Genomic DNA, 22,452 nt, shown 5'->3' with positions numbered 1-22,452 from the left:
TGGGCACAGGGTCGCCGGGGCCGGGGTGTGCTGGGCCGAGGGGGGCGCGGGCCGTTCCGGGACTGGGGCGTGTCGGGGCCGGGGGCGCCGGGGTGAGGCGGGCCGGGGTGAGGCGGGCCGGGGGTGGCGGGCCGGGGGTGGCGGGAACTCCGGGGTGGGAGGGGCGGTTTTCGGCCTTGGCGGGGTGTTCTCGCAGGGGGCATGACAACACGGCCGGGCACGGGGGCCCAGCGGTTTCCCGCGACCCCTCCACTCCCCTCACGGAAGAAGCACATTCGGGCCGAGTGGACGGACCGAGGGAGCGGAAGGCGCCGTTCCAGCTGACGTGGACCTGTCCAACTATGGACGGGTAAGGCGCCGTTGACGTATGGCGGAATCCCGCCAGCTTCGCTCTCAGCCTCGGGCAACTCTCCCCAAACAACGGCCACTTACGCAAAGCTGACCGGTCATCCGGCACCGAAATCCGGACCCTTTCTTCCACATACAGGGATGCTGATGACCTCCGAATCCCCGCAGGCGCCCATATCGGGCGCCAGACGGGCCGCCCGCGTCGCGGTCGCGGCCGGTCTGGTGGCCGCCCTCTGCGCCGGCGCACCGCTGCCCATGGCCTTCGCCGCCGACGAGCCGGCCCCCGCGCCGACCGTCAAGAGCGCCGCCGAGAAGCTCGGCTCCGCCGACGCCGAACGCCTCGCCGAGGCCAAGGCCGACGGCGACAAGCACGTCACCATGATGATCGCCACCCAGCCGGGGAAGACCGCCGAGGTCGCCGGGAAGCTGAAGGCGGTCAAGGGCGGGTCGGTGGGCAAGACCCACGACAAGCTCGGCTACGTCCGGGCGACCGTCCCCACCGGCCAGGCCGACGCCGCCATCAAGGCCGCGGCCAAGCTCTCCGCCGTCCACGGGATCGACCTGAACCAGGAGATCCAGCTGGACGACCCGACACCGGCGGCCGACCGGGCCAAGGGCGTCAAGACGGCCAGGAGCGCCGACGCCGAGGACTTCCACGGCGCGCCCGGCGCGAAGACCCCGGCGAAGAACCCGTTCAACCCGTCCTTCGAGACGGGCGCGGTCGAGTTCGTCGAGAAGAACCCGAAGGCGGACGGCCGGGGCATCACCATCGGCATCCTCGACTCGGGCATCGACCTGGGCCACCCGGCGCTCCAGAAGACCACCACGGGCGAGCGCAAGATCACCGACTGGGTGACCGCGACCGACCCGATCGTCGACGGCGACCAGACCTGGCGCCCGATGGTGGACACGGTCTCCGGGCCGACGTTCACCTACAAGGGCCGTACGTACAAGGCCCCGGCCGGCACGTACACCGTCAGCACCTTCGCGGAGGCGGCCTCCAAGGGCGGCGACGCCGACGGCGACCTGAACCGTGACGGGGACACCACCGACACCTGGGGCGTGCTCTACGACGCCAAGAACGGCACGGTGCGCGTCGACCTGAACGACAACGGCGACTTCACCGACGACGAGGTGCTGCGGCCGTACAAGGACAAGTTCCAGGTCGGCTACTTCGGCAAGGACGACCCGAAGACCGACGTGGTCGAGCAGGTCCCCTTCGTGGTGGAGGTCCGCAAGGGCGTCCCCATGGACCCGTACGGGGGGAGCTGGGTCGGCAAGAAGGCCGACTTCGTCAACATCGGCATCATCGAGGGCTCCCACGGCACCCACGTCGCGGGCATCACCGCCGCCAACTCGCTGTTCGGCGGCAGGATGAACGGCGCGGCGCCCGGCGCCAAGCTGGTCTCCTCGCGCGCCTGCACCTGGAGCGGCGGCTGCACCGCGGTCGCGCTGACCGAGGGCATGATCGACCTCGCCGCCAACCGCGGCGTGGACATCATCAACATGTCCATCGGCGGCCTCCCGGCGCTCAACGACGGCAACAACGCCCGTGCCGAGCTGTACACCCGCATCATCGACGCGTTCGGTGTCCAGCTCGTCATCTCGGCGGGCAACAGCGGCCCCGGTGCCAACACCATCGGCGACCCCGGCCTCGCCGACAAGGTCATCTCGGTCGGCGCGACCATCTCCAAGGAGACCTGGCTCGCCAACTACGGCTCCGAGGTCCGCAAGCCGTACGCGATGATGCCCTTCTCCTCGCGCGGCCCGCGTGAGGACGGCGGCTTCACGCCGACCCTCTCCGCGCCCGGCGCGGCCATCAACACCACCCAGACCTGGGTCCCGGGCGGCCCGACGCCGGAGGCCGGTTACGACCTGCCCGCCGGCTACTCGATGCTCCAGGGCACCTCGATGGCCTCCCCGCAGGCGACCGGTGCCGCCGCGCTGCTGCTCTCCAAGGCGAAGCAGAAGGGGATCGACCTGACCCCGGCGAAGCTGCGCTCCGCGCTCACCTCGACCGCGACCCGGATCGACGGCGTCCAGGCGTACGAGCAGGGCGCCGGCCTGATCGACATCGTCGACGCCTGGAAGCAGATCAAGAAGCAGCAGGGCGACGTGCACGAGTTCACCGTGCGCGCCCCGGTGGACACGGCCATCGACGAGCTGCTGAAGGACCCGGGCCACGGCACCGGCGTCTACGACCGCGAAGGCGGCCTGAAGGTCGGCGAGAAGCGGCTGTACGACATCACGGTGACCCGCACCACCGGCCCGAAGAAGGCCGTCACCCACAAGCTGGGCCTGGTCAACAACCACGACGACACGTTCAAGCTGGTCGGCGGCAAGAAGGTCGACCTCAAGCTGAACAAGCCGGTCACCGTGACGGTCTCCGCCAAGGCGGCCGCCAAGGGCCTGCACAGCGCGATCCTGACCGTGGACGACCCGTCCACCAAGGGCGTCGACAAGCAGATCATGACGACCGTGGTCGCCGCGGACGAGCTGGCCAAGCCCTCCTACACGGTGAAGAAGTCGGGCGAGGTCGACCGCAACGAGACCCGCTCCTACTTCGTCGACGTGCCCGAGGGCGCCAAGTCGCTGGAGGTCTCCCTCGGCGGCCTGTTCGGCAAGAGCCAGGTCCGGTTCATCGCCATCCACCCGTACGGCGTCCCGGTCGACTCGACCTCGACCCCGAACTGCTACAACAACTACAACGACGGCAACGGCTGCCGCCCCGACCTGCGCTCCTACACCGACCCGGCCCCCGGCGTCTGGGAGATCGAGGTCGAGGCGCGCCGCACCTCGCCGCTGCTGCGCAACCCGTACCAGCTGGAGGTCTCGCTGCTCGGCGTCGCCTTCGACCCGGCGGTCCAGACCGTCCCCGAGGCCGAGGTCGGCACCCCGGCCCCGGTCGAGTGGAAGATCACCAACAACAACGCCGCGCTGGAGGGCAAGCTCAAGGGCGGCCCGCTGGGCTCCTCGCTGAGCAAGCGCCCGGAGATCAAGAACGGCGAGGCGCACACCACCGAGATCACCGTCGGTGAGGGCGTCGAGCGGCTCGACGTCGCCATCGGCAACGTCTCCGACGTCGCGTCCGACCTGGACCTGACCCTCTACGACGAGCAGGGCAACCAGGTCGCCCAGACCGCCGACGGCGACTCCGAGGAGGCCCTGTCGGTCGCCAAGCCGAAGCCGGGCACGTACACCGTCGAGGTCTACGCCTACTCCGTCCCCTCCGGGACCACCGCGTACGACTACCGCGACGTGTACTTCTCCGCCGCCCTCGGCGAGGTGAAGGTCGACACGTCGAAGACGGTGAAGCTCGCCACCGGCGCCTCGGCGAAGATCGCCGCCGACGTCGTGGTCGCCGCTCCGGCGCCCGAGGGGCGGAAGTTCTTCGGCGAGGTGCAGGTGCTGAACGGCAGGGGCACCGCCGCGGGCAGCGGCAGCGTCGAGATCGGCAAGGTCACCGAGTGACCCCCGGCCGTACGCGGTAGCCCACACCCACCCCGGGCCGCCGCGTACGGCCACCGGGTTCGGGGCGGGTTCCTCCGGGGGCCCGCCCCTTCCGCCTGCCCGGCCCCTTCCACGGTGGGACGTGCGTCACAGAAAATCGGGACGAAAGCGGGCAGGACGGCAGATCGGCCCGGCCCCGCCGCTCATCAGGCGGACGATCACGTCCCATCCTCCGGACAAAGGATTGGACAGGAAGGCGCTGGTCATAAGCATCATGGGCAGGCTGTCGCATCATGGGCAGGCTGCCCATTTCGTACGTCCGGCGGACGCCCGCCGGTGAGCCAGACTGAAGGAGTCACAGTGCGGGTCGGAATCGTCGGAGCCACCGGTCAGGTGGGCACGGTCATGCGCAGAATCCTCGCCGAGCGGAACTTCCCCGTCGCCGAGCTGCGCCTCTTCGCCTCGGCCCGCTCCGCCGGGTCCACGATCGAGTGGCAGGGCAGCGGGGTCACCGTCGAGGACGCCTCCACCGCCGACTACTCCGGCCTGGACATCGTGCTCTTCTCGGCCGGCGGCGCCACCTCCAAGGCGCTCGCCGAGAAGGTCGCCGCCCAGGGCCCGGTCGTCATCGACAACTCCTCCGCCTGGCGCCGCGACCCGGAGGTCCCCCTGGTCGTCTCCGAGGTCAACCCGCACGCGATCGCGGACCGCCCCAAGGGCATCATCGCCAACCCGAACTGCACCACCATGGCGGCCATGCCGGTGCTGCGCCCGCTCCACGACGAGGCGGGCCTCGAAGCCCTCGTCGTCGCCACCTACCAGGCCGTCTCCGGCTCGGGCCTGGCCGGCGTCGCCGAGCTGCACGACCAGACCCGGAAGACCGTGGCCGAGGCCGACCAGCTCACCCACGACGGTGCCGCCGTGGACTTCCCCGAGCCCGGTGTCTACGCCCGCCCCATCGCCTTCAACGTGCTGCCGCTGGCCGGCTCGATCGTGGACGACGGCTCCCACGAGACCGACGAGGAGCAGAAGCTCCGCAACGAGTCCCGCAAGATCCTGGAGATCCCCGAACTGAAGGTCTCCGGCACCTGCGTGCGCGTACCGGTCTTCTCCGGCCACTCCCTCCAGATCAACGCCCGCTTCGCCCGCCCGCTGAGCGTCGAGCGCGCCACCGAGCTGCTGGGGGACGCCGAGGGCGTCGAGCTGTCCGAGATCCCCACCCCGCTCCAGGCCGCCGGCCGGGACCCGTCGTACGTGGGCCGCGTCCGGGTGGACGAGACCGTCGAGAACGGCCTCTCCCTCTTCGTCTCCAACGACAACCTGCGCAAGGGCGCGGCCCTCAACACCGTCCAGATCGCCGAACTGGTCGCCGCCGAGCTGAAGGGCTGACACCGCCGCGCGGCCCGCGCCGCGCGCCGCGTACCGCTCGGCGGAGGGCGGGCACCGATATCCGGTGCCCGCCCTTCCTCGTGGCGCCGCTCACCGTGGAAGGATGACCGGAACGTCACCACCGGCGTACCCATCGAAGGAGATGACCCCGTGCCTGGCACGAATCTGACCCGTGAAGAGGCGCAGGAGCGGGCGCGCCTGCTGACCGTGGACGCGTACGACATCGAGCTGGACCTCTCCGGCGCCCAGGAGGGCGGCACGTTCCGCTCGGTGACCTCGGTGCGCTTCGACAGCGCCGAGGCCGGTGCCTCGACCTTCGTCGACCTGATCGCCCCGGCCGTGCGCGAGGTCGTCCTCAACGGCACCGCGCTCGACGCCGCCGCCGTCTTCCGCGACTCCCGGATCGCCCTCGACGGCCTGCTCCAGGGCCGCAACGAGCTGCGGGTCGTCGCCGACTGCGCCTACACCAACACCGGAGAGGGCCTGCACCGCTTCGTCGACCCCGTCGACGAGCAGGCCTACCTCTACACCCAGTTCGAGGTGCCGGACTCGCGGCGGGTCTTCGCCGTCTTCGAGCAGCCCGACCTCAAGGGCACCTTCACCTTCACCGTGACGGCGCCCACCGGCTGGACGGTGATCTCCAACTCGCCGACGCCCGAGCCCGACGGCGACGTCTGGCGGTTCGAGCCGACCCCGCGCATCTCCTCGTACATCACCGCACTGATCGCCGGCCCGTACCACGCGGTCCACTCGGTCTACGAGAAGGACGGCCGGCGGGTGCCGCTCGGCATCTACTGCCGGCCCTCGCTCGCCGAGCACCTCGACGCCGAGCACATCTTCGACGTCACCCGGCAGGGCTTCGACTGGTTCCAGGAGAAGTTCGACTACGCCTACCCGTTCGCCAAGTACGACCAGCTCTTCGTCCCGGAGTTCAACGCGGGCGCGATGGAGAACGCGGGCGCGGTCACCATCCGCGACCAGTACGTCTTCCGCTCCAAGGTGACCGACGCGGCCTACGAGCGGCGCGCGGAGACCATCCTGCACGAGCTGGCCCACATGTGGTTCGGCGACCTGGTCACCATGGAGTGGTGGAACGACCTGTGGCTGAACGAGTCGTTCGCCACCTTCACCTCGGTCGCCTGCCAGGCCGCCGCGCCCGGCTCGCGCTGGCCCCACTCCTGGACCACCTTCGCCAACGCCGAGAAGACCTGGGCGTACCGGCAGGACCAGCTTCCCTCGACGCACCCGATCATGGCCGAGATCAACGATCTCGACGACGTGCTCGTCAACTTCGACGGCATCACGTACGCCAAGGGCGCGTCCGTCCTCAAGCAGCTCGTCGCCTACGTGGGCGAGGACGAGTTCTTCGCGGGCGTGCAGGCCTACTTCAAGGAGCACGCCTTCGGCAACACCAAGCTGACGGACCTGCTCGGGGCCCTGGAGAAGACCTCCGGCCGCGATCTGACCACCTGGGCCGAGAAGTGGCTCCAGACGGCCGGGATCAACGTGCTGCGCCCGGAGATCGCCACCGACGCGGACGGCGTCGTCACCTCCTTCGCGGTCCGCCAGACCGCGCCCGCGCTGCCCGCCGGAGCCAAGGGCACCGCCGTGCTGCGCCCGCACCGCATCGCCATCGGCTCCTACGACCTGGACGAGTCGGGCCGCCTGGTGCGCACCGGCCGCATCGAGCTGGACGTCGACGGGGAGCTGACCGAGGTCCCTAAGCTGGTCGGCACCGCCCGCCCGGCCGTCTTCCTCCTCAACGACGACGACCTGTCGTACGCCAAGGTCCGCATGGACGACGACTCGCTCGCCGTCGTCACCGCGCACCTGGGCGACTTCGCCGAGTCGCTGCCGCGCGCCCTGTCCTGGGCCTCCGCCTGGGACATGACCCGCGACGGCGAGCTGGCCACCCGCGACTACCTCGACCTGGTGGTCTCCGGCATCGTCAAGGAGAGCGACATCGGCGTGGTCCAGTCGCTCCAGCGGCAGGTGCACATGGCGATCGAGCAGTACGCCGACCCCGCCTGGCGTCCCGAGGGCCTGGCCCGCTGGACGGAGTTCGCCCTGGAGCAGCTGCGCGCCGCCGCCCCCGGCAGCGACCACCAGCTGGCCTGGGCCCGCGCCTTCGCCGACACCGCCCGCACCGACACCCAGCTCGACCTGCTGGAGGCACTGCTGGACGGCGGCGAGACCGTCGAGGGCCTGGCCGTCGACACCGAGCTGCGCTGGGCCCTGCTGCACCGCCTGGCCGCGACCGGCCGCGCCGACGAGGGCGCCGTCGACGCCGAGCTGGCCCGGGACCGCACGGCCGCCGGTGAGCGGCACGCCGCCTCGGCCCGCTCGGCCATGCCGACCGAGGAGGCCAAGGCCGCCGCGTGGGCCTCGGTGGTCGAGTCGGACAAGCTGGCCAACGCGGTCCAGGAGGCCGTCATCGGCGGCTTCGTCCAGTTCGACCAGCGCGAGCTGCTGGCGCCGTACACGGCGAAGTACTTCGCGGCCGTCAAGGACGTGGCCGCCAGCCGCAGCCACGAGATGGTCCAGCAGATCGTGGTGGGGCTCTACCCGGCGCTCCAGATCTCCCAGGAGACCCTGGACGCCACGGACGCCTGGCTGGAGGCGAACGCGCCCACCCCGGGCCTGCGCCGCATGATCACCGAGTGCCGGGCGGGCGTCGAACGCGCCCTGCGCGCCCGCGAGGCGGACGCGGCGGCCGGGCGCGCCTGACCGCCCCTCCCCCGCCGGACACGAACGGTCCCGCCCGCCCCTTGTCGCAGGGGGCGGGCGGGACCGTCGTACGTACGGGGTGCTCCCTCAGCCGGTCAGCCGGCCAGGCGGCGGAACCGGTCGGCGAGGGCGGCGGCCCCGGCCTCGGTCAGCTCGCCGTGCAGCCGCATCCGGGCGACGCCGCCGTCCGGGAAGGCGTCGAGGCGGACGTGGGTCGCGGTGGCCGGGGTGGCCAGGCGGAAGCGGTGCGGGGTGTCGGGCTGGAGCCGGGTGCGCGGCAGGATCTCGTACCACTCGCCGTCCTCGCCGTCGCGGGCGCTGAGCGCGACCCAGCCGGCCGAGTTCCCCTTGAGGTAGGCGGTGTCGATCTCCACGGCACGGATCACGCCCTGCGCGGCGAGCCGGAACCGCACCCAGTCGTTGGTGTCGCGGACCCGGCGGCGCCGGTTCTCCCAGCCGTCGTCCATCTTCCGCGAGGTGCCGGGGAGGATGATCTGCGTGGGCGAGGAGTAGAAGCGGTCGGAGGCGTCCTCGTACACGCCGCCGTTGAGTACGGAGGCGAGGTCGACGGTGCCGAGCAGGCCGAGCCACTCCGGGTCGGGGACGACCTCGCCGTAGACCCGCAGGCGGGCGATGCCGCCGTCGGGGTGCTGGCAGAGGCGGAGGTGGGTGAAGCGCCGCTCCACGTCGAAGGCGAAGCCGTTGGCGGCGTGGCCGAGGACCGGGGTGGGCGGCAGCAGCTCCTCCCACTTCACGTCGGAGGCGAGCAGCTCCTCGGGGCCGGGGTTGCCCTCGACGGCGGTGGCCTGGAGCGAGACGCGCTGCGGGTAGTTGCCGCGGAAGTGCGCGGTGTCGACCACCACACCCTTGACGACGCCGGGCGCGCCGAGCCGGATGAGCGCCCAGTCGTGCTCCTCCGGCGCCGGGAACGGCGTCTCGGGACCCGCGCCGCGCCGTCGCCGGGTCTCCCACCCGTCCATGACCTTGCCCTTGTGCCCGAAGTGCTCCGGGTCGAAGACGGCCCGCTCGCGCACCAGCAGGTTCTCCCGCTGCGCGAAGAACTCGTCGTTGGCCGCGATCACCCCGGCCCCCAGCCGCCGGTCGGCGAGGTCGACCAGATCGGTGGCGGAGAAGTCGACTCCGTGGGTCCGGTAGTCGCCGTACGGGTCACCGCCCGGGTACGGCGCGGCGTCGTTGGCGTGCGGGTCGTCGGCGTGGGCGTCCTGGCTGTCCGGGGTGGCGGGGTGTGTGGTCATGGATCGACTGTGGCAGGGGGCGAATGCTCGCGTCCATCGAAACTTTCCGATGGGAATGTTCGGGTGGGGTGAACGGTGGTGCCGCCGTCGGCGAGGGTGAGCCCGTGGTACTGGTCGGAGAGCGACAGATGCGGGTCACTTCGCTTGCCCGCCTCCTGGAAGCATGCCGATGGGCAACTCACCGAGCAGATTCAGCACCACCCGCTCCAGCACCCTGCGGTCCAGCCTCGCCAGCGCCTTGAGCCGCCGCTCGGAGACATCGACCAGCACCAACGTGCGCTCGCCGCGCCCTCGTTCGAGAAACCACAGGTAGCACCGGTACGAAGGCTCCTCTCCCGCCTGCGGAACACCGTTCCGCACCATCGGCATGACCAGGTGCAGCCCTTCTCGGTCAAGCCTGCCGGAGTCGATCAGCGGACCCACGCCCGCCCGGGCCCGCGTATGGGACGGGTCGTCCCGCACCTCCAGAAGCTGCCCGTACGAGGCGACCCGCACCCCGAACTCCTCAGCCGCCACCTGCATGGAGGGGTGCTCCATCGGCCTTGCCCCTTCGCTCGGGCCACTCGACTCCCATGGCGACGCTTCCACGAAGTGGGCCCGCGTAGAAACCCGAGCGCAGACGCCCCCGCGTCCCGAAGCGCATCGCCGGCGACCGGCCCGTCACGCGCTCGCCCCCTCGCCCTCGTCCTCGCCCTCGTCCGCGAGCAGGGCTCTCAGACGCCTCACCTCTTCGACCAGGCGCGGCACGGCTTCCCGCGCCATGGCGATGAAGGCCGCGTTCTCGTCCCAGCGTTCATCGCCGACATCGACGTAGCGCGGGTGCTGGACGAGCGTCGCCGCGACCAGATCCCGGTGATCGAAGTCCGGCCAACGCTCGCCGGCACCGGCCCCCGGGACCGTGCTGACCGCGACGAGATTCATGGCGGAGTCATCGTCCAGAGCCCTGACATGCCAAGATCCCGGGGTGGCGGCGGAGCACAGCTCCTCGATCTCCTGGAGTTCTTCTTCACGCACCGGCAGTTCGACCGCTCTCCCGCCTCTCACATTCCCTCGGACTCGGACACGCCGCGGCTCCGAAGCCCTTTCGCAGCAGCTTCCCGAACGATGCCACTGCCCGAGGCGAGCAAGCCCCGCAAGGCCTCGTCGGCTTCCGGACCAGGCGTACGGCGCAGGGCCCAGACCGCCTTGACGCCCATGGCCCTGCTGTCGTCGTAGTCAAGGTAGTCAGGTACCCAGTCAGCCAGGCACTGGAGAGCGGGGACAGCCGCCGGGCTGCGCAACGTACCCAGCGCGCTGACGACCCCCTCGTGCGCATGATGCCAGTCGGCGGAGCACAAGGTGATCAACGGTTCGAGGCAGGCCGGGGACAAGCCGAACCGGTCAGCGACGATCAGGGCCATCTCCACCTGATCACCGTCCCGTTCGGCCACAGCCCCCCTGAGCAGTTCCAGCCCCAGGGCCCGTCCGTCATCAGCACCGAAATGCCGCAGCACTTCCTCAGGTGTCCCACGGGGCGCGGATCCGGGGTAGGTGACAAGGTCCAGGATCACCCTTTGATCTTCGGGCTTCACCGCCGCACCACCTCCCATTTCACGACGCCTGAATTACCGAACTCAATGGAGAACCTAGCTTCCCATACTCGGGCCCGCGTTACCCACTCAGGCAATTCCTTATCTTGCCGGCCAGCTGCGAACAATCGCTGGTCCTGCACTTAGCTTGACGGAATCGTCGCAACTGTGACTTGCCCATCCATCAGGCATTCGATGAGCACCGAACCGCCGAGCGGGTGGATCCAGAAGTGCGGCCCGGCGTCCAGGATGTCCCTCGCACGTCGCACCGCGACATCCACAGGCATCGTCACGACCGGCATCAGATAGTTGCCCCAGATGACGGCGATCCGCTCGCCCCGCTGTACGTGCGAGGAGAGGAGATCCGCCGCCATCCTCGTCCAGTGCTCCTCGTCGTCCCACCAGAGGCGGTCTCCGAACGGCGTGGACTCGAAGTCGATCACATCGCCGGTCGCAGCCGGAAATCTGCTCAGCGTCGCTGCCGCCAGCGCGCGGTTCTCGGCGAGATCCAGTTTCACCACCTGCCGGCCGTCATCATCACGAGGATCGTTCATGAAGTCCGGAAGGTATTCCGGACGACTCCCGTACGAACTACCGTCGGTCATGCGTTCCACCTCGACCACGTCGAAATACTCCCGCCAACGCCGGGGTATTCAGTTCCGGGACCCAGAACGGATGGACATCCGTCGCGGTCTCCGAGGTGGCACGTCGCCTTGGTTGCCGTCGGTTTCGATGGCGACCGGGAGTTTCCGCTTCCCAACGGAGCCGCTAGCCGGGACGCACCCCACTCACCCACACGGATCAAGAATCCAACAGTGGGTGGGCCACCTCGCGGCGCTCCACCCACTGCTGCGGTTCGTAAGCACCTACTCCCTGTGCCAGGAATACCTTCGAAGCATTCCCTCCACGTCAGGAAGCTCACCGATCAGCCTGGCCACCTCATCGGCAGAAACCGTAAGCCGCTTCGGCTGGACGATGGATTGTCCGCCCACCATCATCTCTACGTCACCCACCTCGGCCGAACCAACCAGGGTATGGAATGCCGCATCGATGATCAGGGTGACGACGCCTCGGCCCTCAGAGAGAGCAATCATCAGGCACGGATCTTCTCCGTCGTTCCAGACCATATTGACGGAGTCATCCGGACTCGTCGAGGCCAGAAGTTCATCAACCGCACCCCGATCAACAGGGAGCACCTGCTCGAAGAAATCGCCATCAACTGACCAGATTTCGCATCCGATCGAATTCTTACTCGCCACGATCTACCTCAACCTAATATATCTGCCCGCCTGCCGACTGTACATTCCGGCCAAACCATTCGGCCCATAAACCATCAGGGCGTTCAGGTTCAGCGCACGTGACATTCCTGCGAAATTGTTCCGGCAGAAGGGGCAGGGCGCACGGTCCGTATGCAAGGTGGCGACACCACCTCTCAAGCCCGCCCGGTGGGCCTGGGCGAGCGCATCACCTTCGGCATGCAGGAGGTGCATGTTCATCACACCTCCCGGATTGCTGTGCTGCACTCCAGGCGCATTCATTCCGTAGAAAGTCTGCCCCTGATAATCGAGCCTGGCGAGAGTACCTTCCTTCTTGGGAGTACTCGTGCCGACCTGATCCATATTCAATTGGTTTCGCATGCTGGCCAGATCGGCCTGAGCATCCGCAGCAGCGTTGCCGCAGTTGTGCGTCAGTACCGGCGCAGCCCCCGCCACCGCATAGTACGTGTGCGCGCCGGTCGGTCGTCATCTGCGTTTTTGCTGGTCAGCGAATTCCGGCCTATCCGTGGGTGTGCGTGGAAGTGCCCTGTTGTGCGACCGTGTTGCCGTCAGACGGCTGCGCGCCTGAGGGCGGTGGAGTGGGGTTTGGCCGGCGTCCTGCCCGGGTTGGGGTCGGGCATGGTCAGGGGGCCGTACGCTGGCCCGGCAACTCGGGCAGGTCGTGATCCTGCCCGGAATTTGAACGAGTGGCCCCCTGGCCTTGCCCGACGCGGGCCCCGGCCCGGGGAGGTGGGTAAAGCCCACGGAGCCGACCGGCCCCATCCCCGGGCCTCCGTCCCGACCAACTCTCCGCCGTCGCCTCGCCGTCGGCCTGGCGCCCGTCGTGCGGGCGCGTCCGGCTTCCTTCGCGCTTCCGGTAGTCCGCTGCGCCGTTTCTGCGCGGCCTGATCGCTGGCCGGCCCGCGGTGGCGGAGCCGAGAGCGGGCCGGGTGGGCGGCCGTGCCGCGCGCGACCCGCGCCAGCGGGTCGCCTTGACCGGCTCCGCACCACCTGCCAGTGCTGCACCCAGGGCCTGGACACCGAACGAAAGAAGTGCTGCACGATCGGCAAGTGCTGCCAGAAACGGCTGTCCCCCTTGACCGTGACCTACGTGCACTCGGTGCTCAAGTCGGCTCTGGAACACGCTGTCCGCGAGGACGAGCTGCCGCGCAACGTCGCCCGGAACGTCAAAGCCGCCACGCCCCGGCCCAGGCACTTCCGGCCCCTGACTGCGACGGAGGCTCGTCAGTTCCTCGATGCCGCCCGCACGGACCGGCTCCACGCGCTGTACGAACTCGCGCTGCGCACCGGACTCCGCAAGGCGAACTCCTGGGCCTCCTCTGGGAAGACCTCGACCTCACAACCGGAACGGCCAGCATCCGCCGCTCGCTCCAGCGCACCCGCACCGGCGGCCTCACGCATCTGCCCACCAAGACCCGGGCATCTGAGCGCCGTATCGCGCTCCCGACCGAATGCCTCCACTCCCTCAAGGAGCACAAACAGCAGCAGGACAAGGAGCGCGGGACGGCAGGGTCAGCCTGGCAGGACAGCGGCCTCGTCTTCACCATCCCTACCGGCCGGCCTCTCGACCCGGCCAACCTCACCCGCCGCTTCCGCAACTTCCTCGACCGGGCCGGACTCCGACGCATCCGCTTCCACGACCTCCGGCACTCGACCGCCACCTTGCTCCTCGAACAAGGCGTCGACCTCGTCGTCATCAAGGAACTCCTCGGACACACCCACATCGGCGTCACCGCCGGCGTCTACGCCCACGTCCGACTCCGCCTCCAACGCCAAGCCATCGACACCCTCGGAGTCGTCCTCGCATCAACCGACGACAACCCCGACAACCCATCCGTTACAGCCGTCGTCCGCTGACGTTGCCGTCACCGTTGCCGTCAAGGCACCCGAAAGCCCCACCGGCACCACTGCCGGTGGGGCTTTGCGATCATTCGGCGAATGAATTCTAATTGCTCGCCGCACCCGCTGAAGGGCGCGCTACTTCTTTCGCGTAAGCGATCGTCTCGGCGACCACATCGACATCAGCCTCCCTCGCCATGGGCATCAGATAGAGCCCCTCTGGAGAATCGATACGGATCTCGCATACGCAATCTCCATTATCCATGGCACGGCATTCAACATAGCTGGCATCTTCGTGAATGCTGGCCACCATGAAGATGCGATATTGACGCCCGGAAATCTCCGCAATCTTCACCCGAGGAACCCTTCGAACGTGAGTCTGCCTCCGCGCATACTCCAGCGTGCACCATAGCTTCCGCTTGGATGCCATATGTCGCGAACAGTTCCCCCATAGTGCGCCGAGGCGGAACCCAGGGTGTCTGTACTACCTGGATTGGTCAGCAACTCAAGGACCATATTGTCGCCAATTTCCGTACGCTCTGCATCCGACGCGAGGGTCGGGAACTTGCTCGCATGAACTGGCCCTCGGCTGGGGTCTGCATGCTTTTGCAACGCCCGTCCTGCATTGCTTTGACCGCGAGCAATCTTACCGGTACGCGTGTCGATTTTGGCCTTCTTGTACGGCCCAGTCGCCGCCTCAGCCAGCTCGTCCACGGACGCATTTCCGCAATTGTGAACAAGAACCGGAGTAGCGCCCGCCAGCACATAGTACGTGTGCTCGCCGGGCGGTCGTCACCTGCATTTTCGCTGGTCAGCGAATTCCGGCCTGTTCGTGGATGTGCGTGGAAGTGCCGTGCTGTGCGCCCGTGTTGCCGTCGGCGTTGACGTCAGACGGCTGCGCGCCTGAGGGCGGTGGAGTGGGGTTTGGCCGGTGTCCTGCCCGGGTTGGGGTCGGGCATGGTCAGGGGGCCGTACGCTGGCCCGGCAACTCGGGCAGGTCGTGATCCTGCCCGGAATTTGAACGAGTGGCCCCCTGGCCTTGCCCGACGCGGGCCCCGGCCCGGGGAGGTGGGTAAAGCCCACGGAGCCGACCGGCCCCATCCCCGGGCCTCCGTCCCGACCAACTCTCCGCCGTCGCCTCGCCGTCGGCCTGGCGCCCGTCGTGCGGGCGCGTCCGGCTTCCTTCGCGCTTCCGGTAGTCCGCTGCGCCGTTTCTGCGCGGCCTGATCGCTGGCCGGCCCGCGGTGGCGGAGCCGAGAGCGGGCCGGGTGGGCGGCCGTGCCGCGCGCGACCCGCGTCAACGGGTCGCCTTGAAGACGTAGAGAAAGTTTGGACGCATCCCGCTTCGGCGGTACGCCCTGACTGTCGGTTGAGCGCCCTGGCTGGGCTGCTGGCCTGGTGCGAATGGCCTGTGGAGTGTGGGTCCTGTTCCGGCTGGCGGTGGTGCTTCTACTCGGCTCGGGTGACCTTGGCGTGGTCGGTGAAGACCCGTCTGAAGAGGTCGTGGCCGGTGCGTCCGGTGTGGCGGAGTGCCCAGTCCTGCGCGGCTTCCTGCTCGTCATGGGCGCCGGATTCAGCTCCGCAGCCGACAGTGACACAGAACGCCTCGTAGGCGATGCCGCCTTCGGGTGCGTGGCGGATGGTGTGGGTGACGTGCCGGTAGACGGTGCGGGAGCTCACTGGTGGCCCTCCGGGTGGCGTCGCATGTAGACGTTGCAGTCGCTGACGGTGGTCATGTCGCCGACCGTGCGGGCCCGGTCACGTACGTTGGCCAGCTCCGCGCACCCCGCACAGCCCTCAACGGGTACCGGCTCCAGCTCCAGGCGCAAGGGGAGTTCAACTGGCGGGGTCGAGTACCTGGTCGGCTCCGTCACTGCACATCGCCACCTCTCGAACGTCACATGGTCGACCTCTTGACAGGTCGGTGCTCTAGTTCAGTATTCGAGTGGCCGAAGCACTCCCGCTTCGGTTCGCAGTGCACTAGTGTGCTTTCACTGACATCACGTCAACTCAACGGAGGGGCACGCCTTATGCCCAGTCCCAAGACGTTCACGAAGATCGCGGATCACTTCCGGGAGCGCATCCTGTCGGGAGAGCTTGAGCCGGGCGCCAAGCTGCCGACGAACCGGGAGATCGCCGGGCAGTGGCAGGCCGCGGCCGCCACCGTCTCCCGCGCCTTGCAGGCTCTCCAGGTGGAGAACTTCATCCGCACCACCCCGCGCGGCACCTACGTCGCTGACGACCCGCGCTGGACGCTGTCGGCGCGGGACCGGCTGGCCCGGGTCCAGCGGGTGAAGTCGTTCCTGGCCGAGGGTGAGACGAGCCGTGTGACGGCTGCCGAACTGATCACGCCGCCGCTGTATGTGGCGGAGATCTTCGACCTGGAGGCCGGGGACCAGGTGGTGCGGCGCGAGTGGCTGGCCGGACGGGGCAAGACCCGGACCGTGTTCGCGGTGACCTGGTACCCGGCCCCGTTCGCCGCACTCGTGCCGGACCTGCTGAACACCGCCCCGGGCCGCAATCACGGACTGTCCGCCCGGGTTCTGGAAGCCACGGGTCGCACGATCACCCACGCTCGCGACGACATGCACGCCCGCCCCGCTGACGCCCGAGAGGCGAGCGCCTTGGGTCTGCCGGTCGGCTCTCCGGCCCTGGCCGGCGCCCATCGCTGGTCGGACGCGGAGGGGATCATCGAGTACGGGGAGTGGTGCCTGCCGCCCCGGTTCACGATCGGCTACGAGTACCAGCCCTGACCGATCCACGCGAAGCGTCCCCGAATGCCAGCCTGCGGCCTTCGGGGACGCCGTCGTTCACGTATCTGCCTCAGTTAGCGCCGCGGCCTTCGAGGCGTTCGACACGCTCCTCAAGCTCCTCGATCCGCTCCAGGGCTCGTTCCAGCCTGTAGGCCAGATCCGCCACTCCGGCCACCGCCGGGAACTCCTTCTGCGGGGCAGTCGGCCCTTCGTCCGGCTCGTCCACCGGCTGCACCGCTACCGGTACCTCCGTACCGAACTCGCCTCCCACGACGACATACGCCATCGACCCGTTGCGCTGGTGGGCCTTCTTCATCCTGCCCTCCAGAGTGAGGAAGGTCAGGGCCTGGTCTGCGGATTCCGGGTCGCCGCCGATCGTGTCGACCACGTCGTCCACGGTGACCGTGGCTCCCCTGGCGAGTGATCCGTCCCTGATCTTGTGGACCAGGCGGCCGTGTGTGAGCTGGGTGGCGAAGCCGTGGTCGTCCCAGTCGCGTACGTAGACCTCGTCGCCGGGCAGCTCGCCGGGGTAGCGCAGGAGGAAGTTGCCGGCAAGCAGAGAGATGGCGTTGGTGACCACGTTGAGCGGCACCGCGTAGTGCTCCGCCAGGACCTCGCGGGCCGGGAGCCTGGCCCCGGGTGCCAGGGTGCCGGAGTAGATCTGCTGTGTGAGATCGCCGGCGACCTTCTCGAAGGCGTCCTCGAAGTCGGCCGAGCGCGTGACGAATGTGCCGCGCCCCTGGCGGGCGATGACCCAGCCCTCGTTCCTGAGCAGCCGGATCGCCTTCTGCACGGTCAGGCTCGATGCCTTGTAGGTCTGCATGAGCTGGCTCTGTGTCGGCAGGAGCTGGCCGGGCCGTAGTTCGCCGTCCCGGATCTGCTGCCGCAGGTCGTCCGCGATGCGCTCGAACGTCAAGCGCGCTTCGTCAGCAGCAGCCATGCCCATCCCCAGTTCGAGTCCGATTCCATCCGCCGCAGGCCGCCCGCTGCCTGTCGTGTTTCACCAGCTCAGCGGCCTCACGGGGTCAGCGTAGCCGCCGGATGGATGGACCACCGCAGGATCGGATGGAACTCAATAGGGATGGACTTCGGATGGAATGAATGTATGGTTGCGGCACACGATCGCCCACACGGGTGACTCGCACCCCTCTACCTGGAGGTTTGCCGTGAAGACCATGCCCATCGACCAGGCCCCGGCCCTGGTGATCCTGGCCTCCGAGTCCCGCCAGCGGTTCAAGGACCGCGACGGCCAGCAGCCCGCGATCGACCGGGCCACCGGCGCCCACCTGCACCTGGTGGACGTGATGTTCGCCTTCAACGGCCGCGCAGAAGTGATCACCGTGAACGTCCCCGAGCCGGGTCTCGGCAAGGGCCTGAAGGTCGGCATGCCCGTCGTCTTCACCGGCCTGGTCGCCACGGCCTGGGAGAACGAGATCAACGGCAAGGACCGGCACGGCATCTCCCTGCGCGCCGACGCCGTCACCGCCAAGGCAGGCGCCTGATGACCGGCAACCCCCTCGGGCTCGCGTTCCTCGCCGTGGTCGGCCTCGGCCTGCTCGGACTGCTGGGCTGGGCCTCGTTCTGCTTCACCCGCTGGTACCGGGCCGACGCCGAGACCCGGATCAGCCTGCGGCAGGCGCGGCGGCTGCGGTGGGGCTGGAACCGGCTCGCCCCGATGCTCGGCCTGGCAGTCAAGGACGCCACTCCCACCGTGCTCCAGCAGTACGGCCCCCAGGAGCAACCGGCCAAGCCGCGCGTGCTGGTCCCGCGACTGCGCACCCGCACCGACGCCTTCGGCGTCACCGTCACCGCCGATGCCCTGCCGCAGGTAGGGCTCAGCGCCTGGCAGGACGCCAACGAGGGCCTGTGCGACGCCTGGGGTATGCGTCGCATCCGGATCAGCCAGCCCAAGCCTGGAGTGATCGTCGCGCGCGGCTTCCGCCGTGAGCCGCTGGAGGCGGTGATCCGCTCAGCACTGCTCGGCCCGGACGGCTCCCCGGTGTGCCGACCGGGTCAGTTCGTCTCCACCGATGATGTGCTGCTCGGCTGGGACGAGGACGGCACCCCCGTCGTGCTCAACCTCGCCTACTCCGCGCACGCCCTGGTCGCCGGCCTCACCCGCTCCGGTAAGTCGATCACCGTCAACACCCTCCTCGCCTACGCCTCCCTCATGCGGGACGTGCGTCTGATCGTGATCGACCCCAACCTCGGTGCGGTCGCGCCCTGGTGGCGTACCGCCTACAAGGTCTCCGACGCCACCCACCCCGACGAGCCGACCGAGATCCTGCGCTGGGTCCGCGAGGAGATGCAACGCCGGGAACGGCTGTTCTGGTCCGGCCGTACCGACCGCATCACCGAATTCAGCCCCAAGCTGCCGCTGCTGCTCGTGGTGATCGACGAGGTGGCGAACTACACCCGCCACCCCGACCGCAAGGCCCGCGAACGCTTCGAGGCCGAACTGCTCGCCATCGCCAGCCAGGGCGCCAAGTTCGGCATACGCCTGTGGCTCCTCACCCAGAAACCCTCCGCCGACGTGCTCACCACCGCCGTACGCACCAACCTTTCCGCCCGGATCTGCCACCGCGTCGACACCGTCGAGGACTTCCTGCACCTCTTCCCCGACGGCCGGGAACTCGACATCACCGCCGCCGACCGCACCATGCCCCAAGGCGTGTCCATCGCCTCCGTCGGCGACATGCGCACCCCCGTCCGGCTGCGCTCGGTCTACCTGCCCACCGAAGCCTGCTGGCAGATCAACGACCTCATGTGCGCCGAAGGGCTCAAGGTCCGCGACCTGCCCGACCACATCGACCTGGACAAGGCCGCGTGACCGCCGCCTCCTGGTCCCGCTTCGCAGTAATCCCCGGCAAGGGCGTGTAGTCGCCAAACCCTCGCCCTGCCGGGGCCTCCCTCCCCAATCCATCCACGACACACGCGTGTGCCGCAGCGCAGAGAGGTCCCGCCAGCATGCCACCGCACGACCCCGCCACCACAATCCCCCGCCCCGAACCCGCCACGGCCGCGCTGCCCACGTTCACCGGGTACCGGAACCTGCTCGGCCTGGTACGGCAACTGTCCTCCCTTGGTGGCTGCGCCCAGCCGATCCGGCTCGAAGGCCAGCGCACCGAGATCGACGCCTTCACCGGCGAGATCCTGCGCGAACTGAAATCCAAGGAACTGCCCGCCGGACATCTCCTGGTGCGCTGCGGCAACCGCCGCACCACCCGCTGCCCCTCCTGCGCCGAGCTCTACCGCCAGGACACCTACCACCTCATCGCCGCCGGCCTGCGCGGCGGCAAGAACATCCCCGAACAGGTCGCCACCCACCCCCGCGTCTTCGCCACCCTCACCGCACCCTCATACGGCCCCGTCCACGGGCGACGCGTGGGCGGGACCGCGCGCTGCCGTTGCGGGCGCACCCACACCAAGGGCGACCCGCGCCTCGGCACCCCGCTCGACCCCGAGCGCTACGACTACACCGGCGCCGTCCTGTGGAACGCCCACGCCCCCGGCCCTGTGGGCCCGCTTCATGCTCCACCTGCGCCGCACCATCGCCGCGGCAGCCGGTCTCCCGCAACGACTGTTCTCCAAGGTCGTCCGGGTCTCGTACGCCAAGGTCGCCGAGTACCAGCAGCGCGGAATGATCCACTTCCACGCCGTGATCCGCCTCGACGGCCGCGCGGGCCCCTACACCCCACCGCCCGCCTGGGCCACCCCCGAACTCCTCGCCGATGCCATCCGGATCGCGGCCACCCGCGCCCACATCGACGGGCCCGAAATCAACGGCTGCGCCCGCTCCTTCGCCTTCGGCGAGCAGATCGACACCAGGATCATCCGGTCCTCCGCCTTCCAGGGCGGGACCACGATCACCGAGGGCAAGGTCGCCGGATACGTCGCCAAGTACGCCACCAAGGGCACCGAAGCCGCCACCGGCAGCCTCTACCACCGACTGAAGAGGATCACCGACCTCTGGTTCGAGTCCGTACCCGAGCACGCCGCCCAGATGATCCGCACCGCTTGGGCCCTCGGCGCCCGCGACGACCTCAAGCACCTGAACCTGCGCAAGTGGGCCCACATGCTCGGCTTCCGCGGCCACTTCTCCACCAAGACCCGCGCCTACTCCACCACCCTCAGCGCCCTCCGGGCCGCCCGCGCCGCCTGGCACCGCCCCCACACACCTCCGCCCTCCCCGACCACCCTCGTCCTCGCCCACTGGGCATACGACGGCACCGGCCTCACCCCCGACCTCGAACGCCTCTCCGCCCTCATCAACGGCGGCCTGACACGAGCAGAGGCGGTGACAGCCGATGCGTGACGACGAACTCCTCACCGTCCCCGAGGCAATGGCCCGCCTCAAAATCGGCCGCTCCGCCCTCTACGACCTCCTACGAACCCGCCGCCTGGCCTCGCTGACCATCGGCCGCGCCCGCCGCATCCCCGCCCACGCCCTGGACGACTACGGCCAGCGCCACCTGGAAGAAGCCGCCCGATGACCGCCCCCAAGCGAAAGAAGGCTCGCGCCAACGGCGAAGGCACCATCTACCAGCGAAGGGACGGCCGCTGGGAAGCCGCCGGCTATGTCCTCGCCGCCGACGGCAGACGAAAGCGTGTCCGTGTCTACGGCACCACGCGCAAGAACGCGGCTGACAAGCTCACCGAGAAGATCGCCGACAGCAACCGCGGGCTGCCGGTCGCCACCGCCGACAGCACGCTCGGTGACTACCTGACGTACTGGCTCAGCAGTGTCGCGGTCCACCAGCTCCGCGAGAACACCCACACCCGCTACGCCGCCTGCATCCGCCTCCACCTCATCCCCGGCCTCGGCACCAAGAAGATCGCGCGGCTCACCGCCAAGGACATCCGCACCTTCCTCGACCGGCTCCGCACCACCTGCCAGTGCTGCACCCAGGGACTCGACACCGAATGGAAGCAGTGCTGCGCCATCGGCGAATGCTGCCAGAAGCAGTTGTCCCCTTCGACGGTGACGTACGTGCACTCGGTCCTCAAGTCCGCCCTCGAACACGCTGTCCGCGAAGACGAACTGCCCCGCAACATCGCCCGGAACGTCAAGGCCACCGCACCCCGGCCCAGGCGCTTCCGGCCCCTCACCGCGACAGAAGCCCGCCGGTTCCTCGACGCAGCCCGCGGCGACCGGCTCCACGCGCTGTACGAACTCGCTCTGCGCACCTGCCTCCGCAAAGGCGAACTACTCGGCCTCCGCTGGGAAGACCTTGACCTCAACAGTGGGACCGCCAGCATCCGCCGCTCGCTCCAGCGCACCCGCAGCGGTGGCCTCACCCACCTGCCCACCAAGACCCGCGCCTCCGAACGCCGCATCGCCCTCCCCACCGAATGCCTCCACTCCCTCAAGGAACACAAGAAGCGGCAGGGCAAGGAGCGTGAGACGGCAGGACCGGACTGGAGAGGCAGCGGCCTCGTCTTCACCACCCCGACTGGCGGCCCGCTCGACCCGGCCAACCTCACCCGCCGCTTCCGCAGCTTCCTCGACCGAACCGGACTCCGCCGCATCCGCTTCCACGACCTCCGCCACTCGACCGCGACGCTACTCCTGGAGCAAGGCGTGGACCTCGTCGTGATCAAGGAGCTGTTGGGCCACGCACACATCGGTGTCACCGCTGGCGTGTACGCCCACGTAAGGCTCCGCCTCCAACGGCAAGCCATCGACACCCTGGACGGCGCCCTCGGCCCCGTCAACGACAACCCCGACGACCCACCCGCCGCGGCAGGCGGCCGCTGACGTTGCCGTCAGCGTTGCCGTCAAACGCCCGAGAGGCCCCACCGAATATCCATTCGGTGGGGCCTCTCGAAATTTGCACAGCATGTT

19 protein-coding genes and 2 pseudogenes are annotated in these 22,452 nt (G+C 69.1%); 10 read left to right on the top strand and 11 right to left on the bottom strand.

The genetic code is table 11. The features are described 5' to 3' along the window. The first annotated feature begins 495 nt into the window (after positions 1-495). The 3 genes from Sdia_RS08880 (at position 496) to pepN (ending at position 7,914) form a co-directional block, all read left to right on the top strand. On the top strand, positions 496-3,819 hold the full coding sequence (locus Sdia_RS08880) for a S8 family serine peptidase (protein ID WP_124287163.1): 3,324 nt from the start codon (positions 496-498) through the stop codon (positions 3,817-3,819). Between the two features lie 339 nt (positions 3,820-4,158). Next, positions 4,159-5,187, top strand: coding sequence for an aspartate-semialdehyde dehydrogenase (locus Sdia_RS08875; RefSeq protein WP_100452715.1), 1,029 nt, complete (start codon positions 4,159-4,161; stop codon positions 5,185-5,187). Between the two features lie 150 nt (positions 5,188-5,337). Beyond that, positions 5,338-7,914 carry an aminopeptidase N gene (gene pepN, locus Sdia_RS08870; protein ID WP_189500395.1) on the top strand — a complete coding sequence of 859 codons (2,577 nt, stop codon included), beginning with the start codon at positions 5,338-5,340 and terminating at the stop codon, positions 7,912-7,914. Between the two features lie 95 nt (positions 7,915-8,009). Here the strand turns inward: pepN and alc are convergent, their stop codons facing one another. The 7 genes from alc to Sdia_RS30715 form a co-directional block, all read right to left on the bottom strand. After that, entirely contained in the window at positions 8,010-9,170 is a 1,161-nt protein-coding gene (gene alc / locus Sdia_RS08865) for an allantoicase (protein WP_100452713.1), read from the bottom strand. Positions 9,171-9,305: 135 nt separating this feature from the next. Then, positions 9,306-9,707 (bottom strand): hypothetical protein, encoded by a 402-nt coding sequence (locus Sdia_RS08860; RefSeq protein WP_229831508.1) that lies wholly within the window; start codon positions 9,705-9,707, stop codon positions 9,306-9,308. 123 nt (positions 9,708-9,830) lie between these two features. After that, positions 9,831-10,214 (bottom strand): hypothetical protein, encoded by a 384-nt coding sequence (locus Sdia_RS08855; RefSeq protein WP_262417686.1) that lies wholly within the window; start codon positions 10,212-10,214, stop codon positions 9,831-9,833. Beyond that, positions 10,211-10,741 carry a HEAT repeat domain-containing protein gene (locus tag Sdia_RS08850; protein ID WP_100452711.1) on the bottom strand — a complete coding sequence of 177 codons (531 nt, stop codon included), beginning with the start codon at positions 10,739-10,741 and terminating at the stop codon, positions 10,211-10,213. Before Sdia_RS08850 ends, Sdia_RS08855 begins: the two co-directional genes overlap by 4 nt. Before the next feature lie 140 nt (positions 10,742-10,881). Then, the gene (locus tag Sdia_RS08845) at positions 10,882-11,361 is read right to left on the bottom strand and encodes a hypothetical protein (protein ID WP_100452710.1); all 480 of its coding nucleotides are present in this window, start codon (positions 11,359-11,361) and stop codon (positions 10,882-10,884) included. Positions 11,362-11,604: 243 nt separating this feature from the next. After that, on the bottom strand, positions 11,605-11,997 hold the full coding sequence (locus tag Sdia_RS29995) for a hypothetical protein (RefSeq protein WP_223282219.1): 393 nt from the start codon (positions 11,995-11,997) through the stop codon (positions 11,605-11,607). 3 nt (positions 11,998-12,000) lie between these two features. Further along, on the bottom strand, positions 12,001-12,357 hold the full coding sequence (locus Sdia_RS30715; RefSeq protein ID WP_371874261.1) for a deaminase: 357 nt from the start codon (positions 12,355-12,357) through the stop codon (positions 12,001-12,003). 628 nt (positions 12,358-12,985) lie between these two features. On the opposite strand from Sdia_RS30715, the pseudogene Sdia_RS08830 reads away from it, so the two are divergent. Then, positions 12,986-13,872 (top strand): annotated as a pseudogene (locus tag Sdia_RS08830) (tyrosine-type recombinase/integrase); the annotation flags it as partial. Positions 13,873-13,960: 88 nt separating this feature from the next. On the opposite strand, the gene Sdia_RS08825 reads toward Sdia_RS08830, so the two are convergent. From Sdia_RS08825 to Sdia_RS08815, 3 genes are all read right to left on the bottom strand, one after another. Further along, complete coding sequence (locus Sdia_RS08825) at positions 13,961-14,209, bottom strand: hypothetical protein (protein WP_143676540.1); 249 nt, start codon at positions 14,207-14,209, stop codon at positions 13,961-13,963. Between the two features lie 1,094 nt (positions 14,210-15,303). Further along, positions 15,304-15,534 (bottom strand): DUF7848 domain-containing protein, encoded by a 231-nt coding sequence (locus tag Sdia_RS08820; protein WP_100452708.1) that lies wholly within the window; start codon positions 15,532-15,534, stop codon positions 15,304-15,306. Beyond that, complete coding sequence (locus Sdia_RS08815) at positions 15,531-15,728, bottom strand: hypothetical protein (protein ID WP_115069895.1); 198 nt, start codon at positions 15,726-15,728, stop codon at positions 15,531-15,533. The genes Sdia_RS08820 and Sdia_RS08815 overlap by 4 nt, the downstream gene beginning before the upstream one ends. A gap of 156 nt (positions 15,729-15,884) precedes the next feature. Here Sdia_RS08815 and Sdia_RS08810 point away from each other — a divergent pair, with 156 nt between their 5' ends. Beyond that, the gene (locus Sdia_RS08810) at positions 15,885-16,607 is read left to right on the top strand and encodes a GntR family transcriptional regulator (protein WP_115069894.1); all 723 of its coding nucleotides are present in this window, start codon (positions 15,885-15,887) and stop codon (positions 16,605-16,607) included. 70 nt (positions 16,608-16,677) lie between these two features. On the opposite strand, the gene Sdia_RS08805 is transcribed toward Sdia_RS08810, so the two are convergent. After that, positions 16,678-17,523, bottom strand: coding sequence for a GntR family transcriptional regulator (locus Sdia_RS08805; RefSeq protein ID WP_101280491.1), 846 nt, complete (start codon positions 17,521-17,523; stop codon positions 16,678-16,680). 259 nt (positions 17,524-17,782) lie between these two features. On the opposite strand from Sdia_RS08805, the gene Sdia_RS08800 reads away from it, so the two are divergent. The 5 genes and pseudogenes from Sdia_RS08800 to Sdia_RS08780 all read left to right on the top strand — a co-directional run bounded on the left by Sdia_RS08800 (position 17,783) and on the right by Sdia_RS08780 (position 22,365). Next, on the top strand, positions 17,783-18,109 hold the full coding sequence (locus Sdia_RS08800; protein ID WP_223282222.1) for an SCO3933 family regulatory protein: 327 nt from the start codon (positions 17,783-17,785) through the stop codon (positions 18,107-18,109). Further along, positions 18,109-19,437: an FtsK/SpoIIIE domain-containing protein gene (locus tag Sdia_RS08795; RefSeq protein ID WP_115069893.1), complete on the top strand. Its 1,329-nt coding sequence runs from the start codon at positions 18,109-18,111 to the stop codon at positions 19,435-19,437. The genes Sdia_RS08800 and Sdia_RS08795 overlap by 1 nt, the downstream gene beginning before the upstream one ends. A gap of 137 nt (positions 19,438-19,574) precedes the next feature. After that, positions 19,575-20,922: pseudogene (locus tag Sdia_RS08790) on the top strand (replication initiator). Beyond that, positions 20,915-21,100: a helix-turn-helix domain-containing protein gene (locus Sdia_RS08785; RefSeq protein ID WP_100452702.1), complete on the top strand. Its 186-nt coding sequence runs from the start codon at positions 20,915-20,917 to the stop codon at positions 21,098-21,100. The pseudogene Sdia_RS08790 and the gene Sdia_RS08785 overlap by 8 nt, the downstream one beginning before the upstream one ends. Further along, entirely contained in the window at positions 21,097-22,365 is a 1,269-nt protein-coding gene (locus Sdia_RS08780) for a tyrosine-type recombinase/integrase (RefSeq protein ID WP_100452701.1), read from the top strand. Before Sdia_RS08785 ends, Sdia_RS08780 begins: the two co-directional genes overlap by 4 nt. Positions 22,366-22,452 lie beyond the last annotated feature (87 nt).

The sequence above is a fragment of the Streptomyces diastaticus subsp. diastaticus genome, assembly GCF_011170125.1.
In the GTDB taxonomy this organism is placed as follows: Bacteria; Actinomycetota; Actinomycetes; order Streptomycetales; family Streptomycetaceae; genus Streptomyces; species Streptomyces diastaticus.
The sequence above is the reverse complement of the archived record's forward strand: the minus strand, read 5'-3'. Positions and strand labels throughout refer to the sequence as shown.

Excerpts from the sequence above, each read along its gene's own strand:
- Sdia_RS08880 (WP_124287163.1), top strand. The coding sequence starts at position 496 with ATGACCTCCGAATCCCCGCAGGCGCCCATATCGGGCGCCAGACGGGCC.
- alc (WP_100452713.1), bottom strand. The coding sequence starts at position 9,170 with ATGACCACACACCCCGCCACCCCGGACAGCCAGGACGCCCACGCCGAC.
- Sdia_RS08860 (WP_229831508.1), bottom strand. The coding sequence starts at position 9,707 with ATGGAGCACCCCTCCATGCAGGTGGCGGCTGAGGAGTTCGGGGTGCGG.
- Sdia_RS30715 (WP_371874261.1), bottom strand. The coding sequence starts at position 12,357 with ATGGATCAGGTCGGCACGAGTACTCCCAAGAAGGAAGGTACTCTCGCC.
- Sdia_RS08810 (WP_115069894.1), top strand. The coding sequence starts at position 15,885 with ATGCCCAGTCCCAAGACGTTCACGAAGATCGCGGATCACTTCCGGGAG.
- Sdia_RS08800 (WP_223282222.1), top strand. The coding sequence starts at position 17,783 with ATGCCCATCGACCAGGCCCCGGCCCTGGTGATCCTGGCCTCCGAGTCC.
- Sdia_RS08795 (WP_115069893.1), top strand. The coding sequence starts at position 18,109 with ATGACCGGCAACCCCCTCGGGCTCGCGTTCCTCGCCGTGGTCGGCCTC.
- Sdia_RS08785 (WP_100452702.1), top strand. The coding sequence starts at position 20,915 with ATGCGTGACGACGAACTCCTCACCGTCCCCGAGGCAATGGCCCGCCTC.
- Sdia_RS08780 (WP_100452701.1), top strand. The coding sequence starts at position 21,097 with ATGACCGCCCCCAAGCGAAAGAAGGCTCGCGCCAACGGCGAAGGCACC.